General features: G+C 57.3%; 16 protein-coding genes. 4 read left to right on the top strand and 12 right to left on the bottom strand.

Annotated features, from left to right (window positions below; translation table 11 throughout):
• The 3 genes from B9Q17_RS02595 to B9Q17_RS02585 are packed head-to-tail and all read right to left on the bottom strand — an operon-like array spanning nucleotide 1 to nucleotide 2,197.
• Entirely contained in the window at nucleotides 1-492 is a 492-nt protein-coding gene (locus B9Q17_RS02595) for a DUF192 domain-containing protein (RefSeq protein ID WP_022988233.1), read from the bottom strand.
• Complete coding sequence (locus tag B9Q17_RS02590; protein ID WP_094624002.1) at nucleotides 492-1,253, bottom strand: ABC transporter permease; 762 nt, start codon at nucleotides 1,251-1,253, stop codon at nucleotides 492-494. The genes B9Q17_RS02595 and B9Q17_RS02590 overlap by 1 nt, the downstream gene beginning before the upstream one ends.
• A 23-nt stretch (nucleotides 1,254-1,276) precedes the next feature.
• Nucleotides 1,277-2,197: an ABC transporter ATP-binding protein gene (locus B9Q17_RS02585; RefSeq protein WP_094624001.1), complete on the bottom strand. Its 921-nt coding sequence runs from the start codon at nucleotides 2,195-2,197 to the stop codon at nucleotides 1,277-1,279.
• 138 nt (nucleotides 2,198-2,335) lie between these two features.
• Here B9Q17_RS02585 and B9Q17_RS02580 point away from each other — a divergent pair, with 138 nt between their 5' ends.
• On the top strand, nucleotides 2,336-2,785 hold the full coding sequence (locus tag B9Q17_RS02580; RefSeq protein ID WP_094624000.1) for a hypothetical protein: 450 nt from the start codon (nucleotides 2,336-2,338) through the stop codon (nucleotides 2,783-2,785).
• 40 nt (nucleotides 2,786-2,825) lie between these two features.
• Nucleotides 2,826-3,122: a hypothetical protein gene (locus tag B9Q17_RS02575; RefSeq protein ID WP_058340923.1), complete on the top strand. Its 297-nt coding sequence runs from the start codon at nucleotides 2,826-2,828 to the stop codon at nucleotides 3,120-3,122.
• Here B9Q17_RS02575 and B9Q17_RS02570 read toward each other — a convergent pair.
• The 4 genes from B9Q17_RS02570 to B9Q17_RS02555 form a co-directional block, all read right to left on the bottom strand.
• Nucleotides 3,115-3,693, bottom strand: a complete 579-nt coding sequence (locus B9Q17_RS02570; RefSeq protein ID WP_094623999.1) for a hypothetical protein — start codon at nucleotides 3,691-3,693, stop codon at nucleotides 3,115-3,117. The genes B9Q17_RS02575 and B9Q17_RS02570 overlap by 8 nt on opposite strands.
• 142 nt (nucleotides 3,694-3,835) lie before the next feature.
• The gene (locus B9Q17_RS02565) at nucleotides 3,836-5,302 is read right to left on the bottom strand and encodes a PhnE/PtxC family ABC transporter permease (protein WP_094623998.1); all 1,467 of its coding nucleotides are present in this window, start codon (nucleotides 5,300-5,302) and stop codon (nucleotides 3,836-3,838) included.
• A 17-nt stretch (nucleotides 5,303-5,319) separates the two neighbouring features.
• Nucleotides 5,320-5,970, bottom strand: coding sequence for an ATP-binding cassette domain-containing protein (locus tag B9Q17_RS02560; protein ID WP_094623997.1), 651 nt, complete (start codon nucleotides 5,968-5,970; stop codon nucleotides 5,320-5,322).
• Nucleotides 5,970-6,848, bottom strand: coding sequence for a putative selenate ABC transporter substrate-binding protein (locus B9Q17_RS02555; protein ID WP_094623996.1), 879 nt, complete (start codon nucleotides 6,846-6,848; stop codon nucleotides 5,970-5,972). The genes B9Q17_RS02560 and B9Q17_RS02555 overlap by 1 nt, the downstream gene beginning before the upstream one ends.
• A 166-nt stretch (nucleotides 6,849-7,014) precedes the next feature.
• Between B9Q17_RS02555 and senB the strand changes: the two genes are divergently transcribed.
• Nucleotides 7,015-7,986 carry a selenoneine biosynthesis selenosugar synthase SenB gene (senB, locus tag B9Q17_RS02550; RefSeq protein WP_094623995.1) on the top strand — a complete coding sequence of 324 codons (972 nt, stop codon included), beginning with the start codon at nucleotides 7,015-7,017 and terminating at the stop codon, nucleotides 7,984-7,986.
• An 8-nt stretch (nucleotides 7,987-7,994) separates the two neighbouring features.
• Here senB and B9Q17_RS02545 read toward each other — a convergent pair whose 3' ends face one another.
• The 5 genes from B9Q17_RS02545 to recQ form a co-directional block, all read right to left on the bottom strand.
• On the bottom strand, nucleotides 7,995-8,609 hold the full coding sequence (locus B9Q17_RS02545) for a helix-hairpin-helix domain-containing protein (protein ID WP_094623994.1): 615 nt from the start codon (nucleotides 8,607-8,609) through the stop codon (nucleotides 7,995-7,997).
• A 46-nt stretch (nucleotides 8,610-8,655) separates the two neighbouring features.
• Entirely contained in the window at nucleotides 8,656-9,054 is a 399-nt protein-coding gene (locus B9Q17_RS02540) for a hypothetical protein (protein WP_058340929.1), read from the bottom strand.
• 154 nt (nucleotides 9,055-9,208) lie between these two features.
• On the bottom strand, nucleotides 9,209-10,735 hold the full coding sequence (locus B9Q17_RS02535; protein ID WP_094623993.1) for a carbon-nitrogen hydrolase family protein: 1,527 nt from the start codon (nucleotides 10,733-10,735) through the stop codon (nucleotides 9,209-9,211).
• 84 nt (nucleotides 10,736-10,819) lie between these two features.
• Nucleotides 10,820-11,734, bottom strand: a complete 915-nt coding sequence (locus tag B9Q17_RS02530; protein ID WP_094623992.1) for a transporter substrate-binding domain-containing protein — start codon at nucleotides 11,732-11,734, stop codon at nucleotides 10,820-10,822.
• Between the two features lie 209 nt (nucleotides 11,735-11,943).
• Entirely contained in the window at nucleotides 11,944-13,818 is a 1,875-nt protein-coding gene (gene recQ, locus B9Q17_RS02525; RefSeq protein WP_094623991.1) for a DNA helicase RecQ, read from the bottom strand.
• Between the two features lie 171 nt (nucleotides 13,819-13,989).
• On the opposite strand from recQ, the gene B9Q17_RS02520 reads away from it, so the two are divergent.
• Nucleotides 13,990-15,195: a 1-acyl-sn-glycerol-3-phosphate acyltransferase gene (locus tag B9Q17_RS02520; RefSeq protein ID WP_094623990.1), complete on the top strand. Its 1,206-nt coding sequence runs from the start codon at nucleotides 13,990-13,992 to the stop codon at nucleotides 15,193-15,195.
• The last annotated feature ends 1 nt before the right edge of the window (nucleotide 15,196 follow it).

The following is a 15,196-nucleotide window of genomic DNA, read 5'->3' as shown; positions in this document are numbered from 1 at the left end:
TCAGGGCTTGCAGGCACCGTTGGCTGGCCATACCAGCCGGTCACCGGTGCCAATGCCGCGTTCATGGAAGTAGCCGGCATTCATTTCCACCGCACTCAGGAAGGGCTTGCCGGCCGGATAAGCCGGGCAGTCGCTGCTGCGGGAGGATGCACAGGGGTGCATTTGCCGCAGGCTTACTATCTCGCCCTGTGCACCTAGATAGGCGATGTCGAGTGGGATCAGGGTCTGGTACATCCAGAATCCGTGGTCGGCCGGTCGCAGCTGTTGGTACTCGAACAGCATGCCGGCGTTATCCTGCAGGTGTTCCCGGCCCATCAGGCCCCGGCGCCGCTGCTCCGGTTCACTGGCTACTTCAAGCATGACCGGGTAGGAGCGATCAGCGGTTACAAAACAGGCCTCAATCACCGGCAAGGGTTGTTCGTCCCGGGCGTCTGCCGCGCCGCAGGCGGCCAGCGCCACCAGGGCGCAGGTTGCCAGCAATACACGAAACATCACGAACGCAGCCGGTATCCGGTTTTGAAGATCCACCAGACGGTGGTCATGCACATGGCCAGGAATATCAGGGTCATGGCAACGCTGATGCCCACGTGCACATCAGATACGCCATAGAAAGCCCAGCGGAAGCCGCTGATCAAATACACCACCGGATTGAACAGGCTGATGGTTTGCCAGACCTGGGGCAGCATATCGATGGAATAGAAGGTGCCGCCAAGGAACACCAGCGGGGTTACGATCATCATGGGCACGATCTGCAATTTCTCGAAGCCGTCGGCCCAGATGCCGATGATGAACCCGAACAGGCTGAAGGTCACTGCCGTCAGCACCAGGAAGGCCAGCATCGACACGGGATGCAGTACCGAGTAGTCGACAAACAGCCGTGCGGTCGCCAGGATAATCAGCCCCAGAATAACCGCCTTGGTGGCCGCAGCGCCGACGTAGCCCAGAACGATCTCGGCATAGGACACAGGCGCAGACAGCACTTCATAGATGGTGCCGGAAAACTTTGGCATATAGATGCCGAAAGAGGCGTTTGAGATGCTCTGCATCAGCAGGGACAGCATCAGCAAGCCCGGGATGATGTAGGCGCCGTAGTCGATGCCGTCGATATCGCCCATGCGGGAGCCGATGGCAGAACCGAATACCACGAAGTACAGGCAGGTTGAGATCACCGGCGACAGCACGCTTTGCATGATGGTCCGCTTCATGCGCGCCATTTCGAACTTGTAGATGGCTTTTACACCGTAAAGATTCATTTTGCACTCTCCGTTCGGGCGGCTTATTCGTGCACCAGGCCCACAAAAATCTCTTCCAGGGAGCTTTCCCGGGTTTGCAGGTCCCGGTACTCGATGCCCAGATCCCCCAGGGTCCGCAGTAAGCGGGCAACGCCGGCTTGCTGTTGCTGGGAGTCAAAGGTGTAGATCAGCTCGTAGCCGTCTTCCGAAAGCTCGATGGGCTCCAGGGTGAGTTCGCCTGGCACCTTGTCGAGTTTGTGCTGCAGCTGCAGACGCAGTTCTTTTTTACCCAGCTTGGACATCAGGGTGTCCTTGTCTTCCACCAGGATAATCTGGCCCTGGCGAATCACCCCGATGCGGTCCGCCATTTCCTCGGCTTCTTCGATGTAATGGGTGGTCAGGATAATGGTGGTGCCGTTCTCGCGGAGTTTCCGGACCATCTCCCACATGTCGCGGCGAAGCTCTACATCCACGCCGGCCGTGGGCTCGTCCAGAAACAGGATGCGAGGCTCGTGGGACAGGGCCTTGGCAATCATCACCCGGCGTTTCATGCCGCCAGACAGCGACATGATGCGGTTGTTGCGCTTGTCCCACAGGGAGAGGTCTTTCAGTACCTTCTCTATGTGGGCCGGTTTCGGGGCCTTGCCGAACAGGCCACGGCTGAACGACACCGCATCCCATACGGTTTCAAAGGAATCGGTATTCAACTCCTGAGGTACCAGGCCGATGGCTTCGCGTGCCTTGCGGTAGTTTTTAACGATATCGTGGCCGGCAGCGGTTACTTCACCGTTGCTCTTGTTCACTATCCCGCAGATGATGGAAATCATCGTGGTTTTGCCCGCACCATTGGGGCCAAGCAGGGCGAAGATCTCTCCCGGGTAGATTTCCAGGTTAACGTCTTTCAGGGCCTGAAAGCCGTCTTCGTAGATCTTGTTCAGGTGCTTTACGGAGATGTCCGGTTGCACAGCGGTATCCTGTTTCTTGGGTGATTCAAGCCTGAAAGCCGGGCATTTTCTCATGCTGGCCGCGGTTTAGAAACCTTTGCCATGTCGGCATTTATGCCCATAATGCCCCCTTCAAAAAGGGGATGAGAGGCTGCTGATATGATACGAGCCATCGTAACAGGGGGTTTACTGATTGCTGCTGTAGCGATACTGGCATTTGCTCCCGACTACCTGAACGAAGCCAGCAACGAGGAGCAGAAACCACCGTGCGACCTGCTTGCAGGCCCTTGCAGCTGGCAAACGGATCAAGGCCAGTGGCAGGTCATGCTGACCCCCGGCCCGGAAGGAGACCAGGGCGTGGAGTACCAGCTTCAGGTGACCGTGCCCGAGGCGCCTGATCGTTTTCTGGCGGTGCTGCGGGGCGAAAACATGTACATGGGCGAGTACCCGGTGCCGCTGGTACGGGAAGAGTCGCTGGAATACCGGGCCAGGTTTACCGCGCCGTTTTGTACCACGGGCAGTGAAATGATCTGGAGAATCGATTTTCAGGATGGCCAGGATTTAATCGAAAATGTGCCGTCAACACTGGTCTTTCGTGCGGAGAAGTAGTTAAATTCCTGGAAAATACAACAATCTCCAGGGAAATGTGATGGATTACGGAGAAAGTGTTCAAAAGGTTCTGCTCAGAAAGATTCTCAAGGCAGAACAGGATTTGCTTCAGCTGAAACTCGATTACTGCCGCTTTGTCTTCGGGCTCACCCACCGGGCGCGTGTGAACGCAGGCGGGAAATCATGGCTGGTACGGTCTGTGGATGTCGACTCCATGCAGCACACTGACGACGGCGGATTTACCCGGCCGGTGATCGCCGGAGTGCCTGCAGAGGATGAAACCGGCACCACAGCGATTAACCTTGGTAGTAATTGGGAAGTTGAAGCCGTCAGATAAACGCGTTGCTGGTGGCTGCATCATAAAGGCTGGAGTGAGCCGGCACATACTGATGTTGCTGCCAGTGTTCAGCGCCTTCAAGGCCGGCCCGGTAGCAGGCCAGTAACACGGAACTGGAGGTGAGGGTGCTGATAGCCTGCAATGCTTCCGGTTGGCGAATGCCTGTTTTACGGCTGACAATGCGTGCCACCATGCCTGCCAGGGCATCGGAATGGCGCACCGGTTGGCGGCTCAGTGCACAACCGGCCCCATACAACCAGGCGGCTGCGTACAGCCGCACTGCCTCTGGCGCCTCGGCCAGCAAAAGCCCCTTGTCCCGACAATCCCGCTCCTGGAGCCCGGCCAGAATGTGCAGCTGGGTGCGCAGTTCGGTGCCATGGGCGGAGGCAATTTTCACCCGCTTGCCGGTACGCGCCGTGCGCCTTGCCACCGGGCCGGGTATTTCCGGTTCGGCTATACCACCTGCCAGTTGAAGTGCTTCTCCCCGGGACAGGGCAACCATCCGGATTGCCAGAATGCCGACCAGTGCCAGCAAGCCGAGTTCAGTAACTGTGACCAGTCCGTTGACCATGAAGGGTATCTTGCCTCGCATTCCTGAAATTAGAACGATAAGGCATTGTAACGATATGTAACGATCGGCAAGGTAACCGGCTTCCCAATTCTGGCGGTACCGGCATTTCAGGCGCGGGAATTGTGATGCTGGTCTCAGCTGATCAGCAGGTTTGCATGGTCTGCAGGGCCAGTTTCCGGCGAATGTAGCGGCCCAGTGCATCAACGCCGATGTTCAGCAACGCGGTGATCAGTATCAGCACCATGGCCCGGTCGAAACGGATGTTCTGTATGGCGCTGTCGACATAGAAGCCCAGCGTGTAGATGCCCAGGATGCCCAGGATGGCTGTTTCCCGCATGATGATTTCCCAGCGGTAGAACAGAAAAGCCAGGAACGAGCGGTAAACCCGGGGGACCAGTTCCCAGCTGTACCGGGTGAAGCCGGTGGGCGAATCCGGGCGCAACTGAATGGTGTTGGTCTGGCGACCGATCAGGTGGCCGATAATGCCACCGTTGTGCAGGGCCAGTGCCACCACCGCCGGCAGCATAGACGGCCCCCAGAGTTGCAACAGAATGTAGGCCAGGATGTATTCCGGCGTGGAGCGGGCAATCACCAGCAACACATGGCCGGAGGTACGGCGCACCGGGCCACCGAAGTGGTTGGAAATCAGGGGGAATGCCAGCAGGGAAATAATGCCCGTAGCCACCAGGGCAATCTGGGTAAGGACAATGGTGTTCCAGATGCCCGGCAGTGCCTCGGTGACCATTACATCCCCGAACCAGGCAGACAGGCCGGCAAGCCCCTCGCCATCACGCAGCGGCGCCGGGATGATGTCTTCGGTGAAGAACCGCTCCACGTTGCCCCAGACAATGGGGAACCCGTCTCCCAGAAAGAACGGAGCGGCCAGAATGTAGAACGGCAGCAATTTCGGCCGAACCCACAGGGGCAGGGTGGCAATCAGGATATAGAACAGAATCAGCATGGCGCCGGCATCGGAATACATGCCCTGGGAGAACGACGATTCCAGGTAGAACCCCAGCGTAGGTAAACCCACGAAACCGAGAATGGCCGAGGAGCGCAGGCCGCATTCCAGGCGGTAAGAGGTGTAGGTGCGGATCTGTTCCCAGCAATCCGGAATACGGGCATACAGAAAGGCTGACACCGAACCGGTGCCGGGAGGCAGCAGGCGGCCGGGCTCCGGATCAGACTCTTCAAAGATCTCCGAGTACACCTTGGCGAAGATACCCGAATAGGGGATGGCAATGGCCAGCACGCCGGTCAGTGGGTGGAAACCGAAGAACTGTAAGAAGATCAGCGCCCAGAACAACTCATGAATCGAACGGATGAAGGCACAGAAGATTCGAACCGGCAGAAACCGATAACCCAGCGCCAGCAGAAATCCTGCCAGGCTGCCGATGGTTACACCCACGAAGGCGAACGCCACCGTGCGCAGCAGGGCGGTCATCAGGCCTTCGGTGCTGAAAAAGTTGGGGGTAGCTACGCCCAGAAAGAACCGGCCAAGATCCTGCCAGGGGTTGGCGGTGGTGATGGCAATATCGGCCACCAGCAAACCGCCGAGCGCAATGGCAAGGAATATGAAACTGGCTCTGACGGTGGGGTAGGAAAACATAAACTGGTTCTGGCCCGTTAATACAGAGACATGATGTCGGATGCGACAAGCGAGGAAGCCGCTTCGTCCAGCGCTACCTGGCCGTCCTGAATGCCGATGATCCGGTTACAGTAACGCAGTGCCATGTCCACATCGTGCAAAGCAATAATCGAGGTGGAGAACCGGTTGGTGAGGGTTTTCATGACCAGGTGCGCCATGGGGCCATCCAGTGCCGAAATGGGCTCATCCGCTAACAGCACAGGGGCCTGCCGGTAGATGGCCCGGGCAATGGCCACCCGCTGGCGTTGCCCGCCAGACAGTGCAGCCGTCGGTATCCACTGTTTCTCGGGAATTTCCAGTTCTTTGAGCAAGGCCTTTACGGTGTCGCGGTCGCGACGGAACGGGCGAATCAGGGTCAGGGCGTTATACCAGCCGGGATGTCGGTCCAGTTGTCCCATAAACACGTTATGAAATACCGGCAGCGCGTTCACCAACCCCAGGCCTTGCGGAATCAGGGATGCCTCACTCTCAAGCCGGTCATAAAGCAAACGGATCAGCGTAGACTTGCCGGCGCCACTTTTGCCGACCAGCGCCACATGCTCGCCTTCATTTACGTGCAGGGAGAGCGGGCCAATCACCCGCTCTCCGTTAAAGCTGGCTGTCAGACCATGAAAATCAAATCCTGGCATCAATCGAGGATTCCGATGTTTTCAGCGGTCTTGCGAATGGGCTCGTAATCATCGTTAGACGCCGGAATAAAGCCGGAACGGGGGAAGCTTTCAAGCAGTGCCGGATCGTCCAGTTCCAGCAGGGCCTTGGTCACCTTGTCTTTGAAACCTTCACCGAACCGCTCGTTCACGTCACCGCGGATGGTCCACTGGTAATCCGGGTACGCCGGGGTTTTCCAGATAACCTGAACGGCATCGGTATCGATGTTTCCATCTGCCAGCTCTTTTTCCCAGACCTGGAAGTTGAGCGCGCCCACTTCATAGGTGCCAGCCTCTACCAGGCGAAGAGTACGGGTATGGTTACCGCTGAAACCAACACGGGAAAATACAGATTCCGGTGCCTCACCAAAGGTGTCGCGCAGGTGGAACTCGGGCATCAGGCGGCCGGAGGTGGAACCCTTGGAACCAAAGGTAAAGGTTTTGCCACGCAGGTTGTCCTCAAGGTCCGCCAGGCTGCCTGCCGGCTCGATTTCGGTGCTGGTGTTGGCGATGAAATAGGTGACAAAGGCTTCGTCTTCCACGCCCTGGGCGATGGCCTCAGAACCCGGCACCAGGCGCCGTGCCTGCACACCGGACAGCCCGCCAAACCAGGCCAGCTGCACCTGGTTGTTGCGGAAGGCGGATACCGCGGCCGCATAGGATTTCACCGGGATATAACGAACGTCTACGTCGAGCTGCTCGGAAAGGTAATCAGCCACGCCGCGAAAGCGCTCTACCAGCTTGGTTTCATCCTCATCAGGAATAGCCGTAAACACGAAGGTTTGTGCCTGTACGGCAGTTACGGCAGAAAAAGACAGAAGGCCGGAAACCAGCCATTTCCGTAGATGTTTGATGACCATGATGATTCATTCCTTTTTGTCGGGGAGCTTTTGGGTGGCCCGGCGAGCGCCGAAGGCAGCCTCAGGATACCGTGAATTGCCATAAGTCTGAACCGGTATACGCAGGAATCCTTTACCCGGAGCACTGGCCCGTGCAGAATTTCGGTAAATTTATCGGACACCCTTTATGCATCTTCTGATCATCACTCCTGCCGGCCCGGACTCCAAGGCCGGTAATCGAGCCACGGCCCTGCGCTGGCAGGTACTGCTGGAGCAATCCGGCCATCAGGTCCAGGTATTGACCGGGTATGAAGGAGAAACGGCTGATCTTATGATCGCCCTTCACGCATGGCGCAGTGCGCATGCGGTAGAGGCATGGAGAGAGCAAAATCCGGACAAGCCATTAATTGTCGTGCTGACGGGTACCGATATCTATCATCACCAGCATGAATATCCCGGGGTTACCCTGGCTTCGATGGACACGGCGGATTTGCTGATAGGCCTGCACGACCTGGTAGCCCGGGACATTCCGGAATCGTTCAGCGACAAACTGGTTACCCTTCGCCAGTCTGCGGCGCAGCCTGCCGTGCGTGGCGGCTCCCGGCCGGAACCAGGGCAGTTCAATATCTGTGTGATCGGCCACCTGCGTGATGAAAAAGACAGCCTTCGGGCCGCCCTTGCCGCGCGCCACCTGCCGGAAGATTCAAGCATTGTCGTTAATTGTGCCGGCCGCCCGCACACCGAGGAGTGGCGCGAGAAAGCTCTGTCAGAAAGCAAGGATAACCCGCGCTTTCACTGGTTAGGGGAGCTAGATAAGCCGGGCCTGGAAAATCTGATGGCCGTGAGCAGTGTGATGGTCATCAGCTCGGTGATGGAAGGTGGCGCGAATGTGGTCTCTGAAGCCTGCAGGGCAGGCTTGCCAATTCTGGCGTCGGATATTCCGGGCAACAAGGGGCTGTTGGGTGAGGATTATCCGGGCTATTTCCCGGTTGGGGATGACAAGGCACTGGCCCAGTTGATGAGCCGGGCAGAGCGGGAACCGGAGTACCTGGCAAAACTGAGAGCAGCTGTGTCGGCGCTCGCTGAAACCTTCACTCCTGAAAAAGAACGCCAGAGCCTGGACGAGGCTCTGGCGCGGGTACTCGACATTCGAGGCTAAGGTACGTTTTACAGTACTTTTTTCGCCTCGGCGGTCAGCTGGCTGTAGCCTTTCATGCTCTTGAAGGCTTCCAGCTTCTGCTTGTCTTCGGCGCTCGGGTTGGCAATCTGCTCGATGGAAGTAATGCCTGCTTCTTTCATCTTCTTCGCAGTCGCCGGTCCGATACCCTTCACGCGGGTAAGATCAGACTTGTCCGCAGGCTTGGCTGCCTTCGGAGTAGCAGCTTTCCTGGCGGCAGGCTTTTTGGCAGGCGCCTTTTTTGCAGCCGGCTTGCTGCCTGTAGCGGATTTGGCCGCAGACTTGGCCTTGCTGGCTGTTTCGTCCGCCGCTTTGCGGGCTTCCTTGGAGGCAATGCCCACGCGCTCCAGCAGGGTGGCCTGCAATTCGTGGAATTCGTTCATCCGGCGCTCGAACTCTTCGTTAAAGCGCTTCATTTCCCGGTCACGCAGCTCGTCCATGTCTTTGAGCAGCTTGCGCACGGGGTCCTGAATCTGGTGCTGCAGGTGGTCGAACTGTTGCAGGGCATCGCTAATCAGCCCCTCGATCTGGGCAGAGGTTTTCTCGAACTCCTTGTTCACCTTCTTGACGATCTTATCTACGCTCGGTTTGGCTTTCTTTGCCATGGGGACGTCTCCTTGCAGACGGATGCTTGGTAAGTACTACGGGGTATCAGGCCAGTTGCCTCATGCTCGCGACGGGGCCCGGGCCACGGCGGGATTTGAGGCTTTGTTTTTTCAGAAGTACTTCGTGAATGCGCCGGAGTTTTTCTGACAGGGGAGATGCGTCTTTGGTGTTAAGGTCAGAAAAATCAATCGAATAGAAGAAATTGCTACAGTGCTTTCTCTTTTCGGTGACCAGGCCGGAGACACCCTCGGCCCTGATTTCCTCAAACGGCATATCCATTACCAGCTCCAGAACCAGGGTATCGCCCGGCTCGAAAACCTTGTCGGTTTTCATCACGCAGCCATAGCTGTCCAGCTCGTACACGCGGGCCTCGACGGTTTCTTTACGAAACAGTCCCTGGCGAACACGGAAGCGGGCAACCAGATCCGGTAGTGGGTCGTTCATTAACCTGTATCTCTGCGTTTTTCAGTACATCAGAATGTGTATATAGATCAAACAATAGACGGCGAAAGCAATTATGGCAATGCTGTCAGCCGTCTACGGTAACCCTTTCAGGGAATGGTTCAAGAGCCTGGCCGGTGATTCCGGGCCAGATCCGTTACCGTGAACGGGTTTTGATTTCGTACATATCAACACGGCGATCTTTAAGATTAGTGACAGAACCTTCGTTACGCACCAGTTTCAGCTTTTCCAGGTCCATATCCGAGAACATGATCATCTCGGTGTTGGGCGTGGTTTCCGCCATCACGGCATCGTGGGGGAAGGCGAAGTCCGAAGGCGAGAATACGGATGACTGGGCGTACTGAACGTCCAGGTTTTCCACCTTGGGCAAGTTGCCCACGCTGCCGGTGATCACCACATAGCATTCGTTTTCAATGGCTCGCGCCTGAGCGCAGTGGCGTACCCGCAGGTAGCCGTTCTTGGTGTCTGTCCAGAAGGGCACACAGATAATATCGACGTTCTGGCTGGCTGCAATACGACCCAATTCCGGGAATTCGATGTCATAGCAGATCTGGATAGCCACGCGGCCGGCATCTGTTTCGAACACCTCGAAGCTGTTGCCTCCTTCGATCACCCAGTCACGGCGTTCATGGGGTGTGATGTGAATCTTGCGCTGCTCATCAACCCGACCGTCCCGGTGGCAGAGGTATGAGACGTTGTATACCCGGTCGTTCTCGATCAGCGGCATGGAGCCGGTGATGATGTTTATGTTGTAGCTGACCGCCATTTCCGACATTTCGTTACGGAACTGTTCGGTAAAGCCGGCCAGGAAGCGAATGGCGCGGGTCTGGTCCATCTGGTCGGTCAGGCCCATCAACGGCGCGTTGAAGAACTCGGGGAACAGGGCGAAATCGCTTTTGTAGTCCGACAGGGCATCAACGAAGTACTCCACCTGCTTGAGCACTTCCTCAACCGAGGTGAATTCCCGCATCTGCCACTGAACTGCACCCATACGCACCTGGGTTTTCTTCACGTCCAGTACTGAGGAGGGCGGGGTATACAGGATGTTTCGCCACTCCAGCAGCGTGGCATAGCCCATGGATTTCTCGTCTTCCGGCAGGTATTTGTGCATCAGCCGGGTAACCTGGAAGTCATTGGAGAGCTGGAAGCTCAGAATCGGATCGTAGATCTCTTTGCGGTCTACCCGCTGGATGTACTCTTCCGGTGTGTACTGCTCGGAATACTTGAAGTAGTTGGGAATGCGGCCGCCGGCCAGGATGGCCCGCAGGTTCATGGAGCGACACAGTTCCTTTCGGGCTTCATACAAGCGCCGGCCCAGACGATAGCCGCGATATTCATGGTGGATGAACACATCCAGCCCATACAGGGAATCACCATTGGGGTTGTGCCAGATCTTTTCGTTGCGAAGGATCAGGTCGTCGTAGGCGTGGGGGTTGCTGAACCGCTCGTACTTAACGCTTACGGTTAGTGCTACGGCTACCAGGTGGCCATTGTCTTCAATACAGATCTGGCCATCCGGGAATTGTTCCACCAGCGCCTTGATGGTTTCTTTTGGCCATGCACCGCCGATGTCGTCATAAACATCGTCCATCAGTTCCTGGAGCTGTGGGTAATCCTCGAGGGTGAGGTTGCGCAGGTTCAGGTGCAGTTCTTCGTGGGCCATTCAGAGATTCTCCGTTTTTGACGAGCGGATGCACGGTTCAAGATGCATCAGTTTAACAGAGGTTCCTGAATACTTCGCCCGGGACTATTGGTCCAGGTGTTTAATACGCCGGCTCAGCTCTTCCAGCGTTTTCCGGCCAACACCATTGGATTCATCACTGAGGTACGGATTCTTGAGGGTGATGATGGTGCGACGCTTCAGATTAAGTTCGTTCATCGCGCGGCCGAAGTATTGGTTCAGATAGTCCGCAAAACTGCCATCATTGATGGCGCGCTCAATGCCGAGCTGGAGCCGGTGGGCAGTGTCGTGATCGTGTTTTGCGGCAAACAGGTAAGAAGGTAACGGGTAAGCAATCAGGAGATCGGGTTCAATCACCAGGCCACTGGCGCGAGGCTGTTCGAGGTCAAAAAGCACTTCACTGATGCCCCGGGCAAAGCAGTCGAAACGTTGGTTCAGCAGCATCCCGAACAGCACTTCGAAACGTGGATTGGTGATGACCCTCAGCCCGTTGGCCTCGAGAATCGGGGTGTCTGGCCAGTGCGTTCCCTGGCCAATACTGATTTTACGGGCTTTGAGGTCTTCAAGGCTGGAAATATTTTTGAACTTTGGCAGGTTTTCCGGCATTACCAGGCAAACCCGAAAACCCAGCAAGCCGCCATCTACCGGAACCGGGATCGGGTTCAGGCTGTCTTCCCGATCAGCCGTGGTGGCAACGTTGGCAATATCAAGGATACGGTTGTTACGTTTGGTCAGCTCCAGCAATGCCCGCCCCTGGCTGACCTCCAAACTGCGAAGTAACTCGTAGCTGCCGTACTCGGGGGTTTTATCCAGGGCCAGCAACACCAGGTTGCGAATTGCCGGGCTGTCGTAGTTGCGGTACCAGAGGGTGAGCTCCCGGTGGTTGTCTGTTGTTTCGGCAACTACATGGGTAGCGGGCACCAGGCTTGCCAGCAGGCAGGCCGCGAAAGAAACGACGCGGAAAAGGGGAGTACAACCCAAGTCGGCTTTCCTTCTGGAAGATGCGTGAAATGTCGTTGTATTGTTCTGATTTGCATTGTTGTTGCTTTACGGGCAATTTTGCAACGCAAATTCGCGGTAACTGGAACCAGGCCACCAAATTCATGGCTTTGATCGACAGTATAGAGGAGGTTCGGCCGGACCGGGTCCGGAAAAAGGGCTTCAAGGCGGAATAATCTGCCCTCGCTTGGTTAGCCAGCGCCCAGTTCAGCGATGGCCTGAAGGAAAGTTTCGCCGTACTTTTCCAGCTTGGCGGCACCAACACCGCTGATTTCGCCCAGCTCTTCGATACTGCCAGGGCGGCGCTGGAGCATTTCGAACAGGGTGGTGTCGTGGAAGATCACATAGGGCGGCACCCCCTGCTTGTCTGCCAGCTCCTTGCGGCAGGCCCGCAAGGCGTCCCAGCCAGCATAGTCGGTGATCTGGTCCCGGATATCCTGCCCGCTGGCGCGACTGCCGGATGACTTGCTGCCAGAGCCCTTCTTCTGCACCGGGTCTTTACGCAGCTGGATAGGCTGTTCACCTTTCAGCAAGGGGCGACAGCGTTCGGTCAGTTGCAGGGCGCCGTAGCCTTCCGGATCTGCGCGGAGATATCCGTTAGCCACCAGTTGCCGGAATACCGACTTCCATTCGGTCGCCGATAAATCCTGCCCGATGCCATAGGTGGAAATGGCCTGGTGGCCGGATTGCAGGATACGTTCGTTCTCTGAACCACGAAGCACATCAATGACATAGTTAACGCCAAAGCGCTGGCCGGTGCGGTACACGCAAGACAGGGCTTTCTGTACTGCAACCGTGCCATCCCAGGTTTCCGGCGGGTTCAGGCAGGTGTCGCAGTTGCCGCAGGGCTGTTCGAGGGTGTCACCGAAGTAGCGCAGCAGAACCTGCCGGCGGCATTGAGTGACTTCACACAGGCCCAGCATGGCATCCAGCTTCTGCCGCTCGACACGTTTAAACTGGTCGTTGCCCGGGGACGCTTCCAGCATCTGCCGCAGTTTGATGACATCCTGCAGGCCGTAAACCATCCAGGCCGTCGAGGGTTTGCCGTCACGACCGGCCCGGCCGGTTTCCTGGTAGTAGGCTTCCAGGCTCTTGGGAAGGTCCAGGTGGGCAACAAACCTGACATCCGGTTTGTCGATGCCCATGCCAAAGGCGATGGTCGCCACAATGATTACGCCATCTTCGCGCAGAAAGCGTTCCTGGTTCCTGGCTCGTTCCTCGGCAGTCAGGCCGGCGTGGTAGGGCAGTGCCAGGTAGCCTTTGCTGGCCAGCAGCTTGGCAGTGGCGTCTACCTTGTTCCGGGAAAGACAGTAAACAATGCCGCAGTCACTTTCATGTTCGGCTTTAATAAAGTCCAGTAACTGTTTATTGGCATTGGTTTTCGGGGTGATTCGATACTGGATGTTAGGGCGGTCGAAACCGCTGATGAAGTGCCGGGCCTGGGTCAGCGACAGGCGCTCGGCAATTTCCTTTCGGGTACGTTCATCGGCGGTTGCGGTCAGGGCAATTCGGGGAATGCCGGGAAATTCTTCCGCCAGCATGCTCAGCTGCAGGTAGTCAGACCGGAAATCATGGCCCCACTGGGAGACACAGTGGGCTTCGTCGATGGCAAACAGCGACAGCGACGCGTTGTGCAGCAGTTCAATGGTACGAGGCTGGATCAGCCGTTCCGGTGCGCAATAAAGCAGGTCCAGCTCGCCGGTCATCAGGGCATATTCGGTGGCCCGGGCCTGCTCGAAATCCATGGTGGAGTTCAGGAACGCCGCTCTCACGCCCAGTTGTTTCAGGGCGGCCACCTGGTCCTGCATCAGGGCGATCAGCGGCGAGATGACCACCGCCGTACCCGGTCGAACCAGGGCCGGCACCTGATAACACAAGGACTTACCGCCGCCGGTGGGCATCAGTACCAGGGCATCACCACCGCCCACCACTTCCTGCACGATATCGCCCTGCAGCGGCCGGAAACTTTCGTAACCGAATACCTCGTGCAGAACCTGCTCCGGGCTTCGGCCGGTGGCAGAAGGGGGTTCGCGGGTCAGTTGGTCAAAATCCTGGTCCGGATACATGCTGGTCTTTGCCTGTGGGCGGGAAATGTTCAGGGCGGGGATGATAACAGATCCGCCGGCGGGATTGGTTAACCCCGCCATTTCGGTGGAGGAAATGAGTGCCAAGACAGGATAGAATACCGCCAATTTCCAACCACTTGATTAACCGCTTCGAACAACAACAGGGCTTGCATGCAGGAATTTGACGCAATCCGTCCCTATTCGGATGAAGAAACAGCGCCGGCCATCAAACGCCTGGTTAATGACCGGGAGTTCCTCGACATGGTGGGCCGCTTCAAGTCCCCCCTGGCGGCGAAGTGGGCGCCGGCGGTCTTGCGGATGTTTGTACGGCGCTGGCTGGTTGGCAACTTCGGCCACTACCACCGGGTGGATGACCTGCAGGCGGAGCTGTCAAAGTACGTGGGCGAACTGGTTGAAAGCACCACCTCCCGGGTAACCCACAGCGGCCTGGAGAACCTGAGCAAGACCAACGCCCATTTGTTTATCTCCAACCACAGGGACATCGTGTTTGACCCAATGGTGGTGAATTACCTGCTGTTCCAGAACGGTTTCCTGACCACCCGCATTGCCATTGGCGACAATCTGCTGCAGAACCGGGTGTTTGCAGAGATGATGCGCCTGAACAAGAGCTTTGTGGTGCGTCGTAACATGACCAGCCCCCGGGAAATGCGCGATGCCTACCTGACGCTGTCCGGGTTTATCAACCACAGCATCGACACCAACCACAGCATCTGGATAGCCCAGCGTGAAGGCCGCGCGAAGGACGGTATAGACGCCACGGACCCTGCCATCATCAAGATGTTCTACATGAGCCGGAAAAAATCCGGGCTGGACTTTGGCGAGGCCATGAACCGGCTGCATATTGTGCCGGTGTCTATTGCCTACGAGTACGACCCCTGCGATGCCGACAAGGCCCGGGAGCTGGAAGTGAAGGCCCGTACCGGCAGCTACCAGAAAACCGAAGGGGAAGATTCCGAGCAGATTGTAAAAGGCCTGACCGGTTACAAGGGGCATGTGCATGTGCACTTCGGTGCGCCTATTGCCGATGCACCGGACAATCCGAAAGCCCTGGCTGCCCGCATCGACCACGAAATGCACGCCAATTACCATCTGCATGCATCCAACCTGGTGGCTTACCAGATGCGGGGCGTTCACCCGGAAGCCCGGGAAACGCCGGGCAGTGTCAGCGAAAACGTGGTGACGGCAGAAACCTGGTCGCCGGCGGACCTGGAAGCGGCCCGGGCGGAAATGGAGCGCAGGCTGGAAGCCTGTGATCCGGCTATCCGGCCGTACCTGCTGGATATGTACGCCAATCCGGTGGTCAACGCCCTGGCCGCCAATAACAACGGCGAGGCGCTGACGCCAACCGAAGAATAGC

Origin of the sequence: Marinobacter vinifirmus, from assembly GCF_002258215.1 — a bacterium.
Lineage (GTDB): Bacteria > Pseudomonadota > Gammaproteobacteria > Pseudomonadales > Oleiphilaceae > Marinobacter > Marinobacter vinifirmus.
This window is presented reverse-complemented; position numbering and strand designations above follow the sequence as displayed.

Coding starts and splice junctions, on each gene's coding strand:
- B9Q17_RS02595 (WP_022988233.1), bottom strand. CDS start 492: ATGTTTCGTGTATTGCTGGCAACCTGCGCCCTGGTGGCGCTGGCCGCC.
- B9Q17_RS02590 (WP_094624002.1), bottom strand. CDS start 1,253: ATGAATCTTTACGGTGTAAAAGCCATCTACAAGTTCGAAATGGCGCGC.
- B9Q17_RS02580 (WP_094624000.1), top strand. CDS start 2,336: ATGATACGAGCCATCGTAACAGGGGGTTTACTGATTGCTGCTGTAGCG.
- B9Q17_RS02575 (WP_058340923.1), top strand. CDS start 2,826: ATGGATTACGGAGAAAGTGTTCAAAAGGTTCTGCTCAGAAAGATTCTC.
- B9Q17_RS02570 (WP_094623999.1), bottom strand. CDS start 3,693: ATGGTCAACGGACTGGTCACAGTTACTGAACTCGGCTTGCTGGCACTG.
- B9Q17_RS02565 (WP_094623998.1), bottom strand. CDS start 5,302: ATGTTTTCCTACCCCACCGTCAGAGCCAGTTTCATATTCCTTGCCATT.
- B9Q17_RS02560 (WP_094623997.1), bottom strand. CDS start 5,970: ATGCCAGGATTTGATTTTCATGGTCTGACAGCCAGCTTTAACGGAGAG.
- B9Q17_RS02555 (WP_094623996.1), bottom strand. CDS start 6,848: ATGGTCATCAAACATCTACGGAAATGGCTGGTTTCCGGCCTTCTGTCT.
- senB (WP_094623995.1), top strand. CDS start 7,015: ATGCATCTTCTGATCATCACTCCTGCCGGCCCGGACTCCAAGGCCGGT.
- B9Q17_RS02545 (WP_094623994.1), bottom strand. CDS start 8,609: ATGGCAAAGAAAGCCAAACCGAGCGTAGATAAGATCGTCAAGAAGGTG.
- B9Q17_RS02540 (WP_058340929.1), bottom strand. CDS start 9,054: ATGAACGACCCACTACCGGATCTGGTTGCCCGCTTCCGTGTTCGCCAG.
- B9Q17_RS02535 (WP_094623993.1), bottom strand. CDS start 10,735: ATGGCCCACGAAGAACTGCACCTGAACCTGCGCAACCTCACCCTCGAG.
- recQ (WP_094623991.1), bottom strand. CDS start 13,818: ATGTATCCGGACCAGGATTTTGACCAACTGACCCGCGAACCCCCTTCT.
- B9Q17_RS02520 (WP_094623990.1), top strand. CDS start 13,990: ATGCAGGAATTTGACGCAATCCGTCCCTATTCGGATGAAGAAACAGCG.